Origin of the sequence: Streptomyces sp. 13-12-16, from assembly GCF_002114215.1 — a bacterium.
Taxonomy (GTDB): domain Bacteria; phylum Actinomycetota; class Actinomycetes; order Streptomycetales; family Streptomycetaceae; genus Streptomyces.
Map to the genome: position 1 here is coordinate 1 of NZ_NCTE01001190.1, position 1,135 is coordinate 1,135.

Sequence of the window (1,135 nt, forward strand, 5' to 3'; positions counted from 1 at the left end):
GGCGCAGGTCCTCCACCGCCGGTGAGGCGTCCCCGTCGACCAGCCGGGCCCGCGCCAGCTCGGTCAGCGCCCACGCCTCACCGCGCGCGTCGCGGGTCCGGCCGTACAGGTCCAGGGCGGTGCGCAGCTCGCTCTCCGCGCGCGGCACGTCGCCCCGGCGCAGGTGCAGCTGCCCCAGCTGGAAGTGCGCCCACGCCTGCCCGTGCACCGACTCGCCCGCGCGGTGCAGCACCAGCGACTCGGTGAGCAGGTCCAGCGCCTCGGCCAGCCGGGCCCGGTCCCGCTCCACCGCCGCCAGCGCGTGCATCGTCCAGGCGCGGTCGGTGGCCAGCTCGGGCGCGGCCTGCAGGTCCAGTGCCTCCCGCAGTCTCGCCGACGCCTCCGTCAGGTTGCCCTGGTGGTGCAGCGTGATGCCCAGCGAGGTCAGCGCCCGCGCCGCGCCCGCGTCGTGCTGCGCCTCCCGGTACAGGTCCACCACCGACGTCAGCGTGGTCCGCGCCTTGTCCAGCTCGCCCAGCTGCCGTGCCGCGATACCGGTGCGCCACTGCACGGAGCGCACCAGCAGCCCCTCGTCCACGGCCTGTGCCAGCTCGTTGATCTCACCCAGCCGGTACAGGTCGCCGCGCAGCAGGCAGTAGTCGCACAGCGCGCCGAGCAGGTTCAGCACCGCCCTCCGGTCCACGCCCTCCGCGTGCCGCAGCGCCGCCGTGATGAAGCTCGACTCGTCGTCCAGCCAGCGCAGCGCCTCGTCCAGCGAGGTGAAGCCGTACGGGCTGAAGCGGTCCGAGCGGGTCGACATGTTGCCGTCGACCAGCCGCAGCACCGAGTCGGCCAGCTCGGCGTAGTTCACGATCAGCCGCTCCTGCGCGGCCGTGCGCTCGGCCGGGTCCTCCTCGTCGAGGAGCCGGGCCAGGGCGAAGGCGCGGACGAGGTCGTGCAGCCGGTAGCGGCTGTGCCGTACGCGGTCGATCAGACCGGCGCGGTGCAGTGCGGCCAGGTGCCGGGTCGCCTCGGCCTCGTCGGTGGACAGGAGGGCCGCCGCCGCGGCGGCACCCAGGGAGGCCCGGCCGGCCAGGGCGAGCCGCCGCAGCAGCCGCCGCAGGGGCTCGGGCTGGTCGGTGTAGCGCAGCCACAG

At 75.4% G+C, this 1,135-nt stretch carries 1 protein-coding gene; it reads right to left on the reverse strand.

From position 1 onward, the window contains the following. Positions 1-1,135: tetratricopeptide repeat protein (locus B7767_RS37295; protein WP_143652858.1), on the reverse strand; the 1,135-nt coding region annotated here is incomplete at both ends.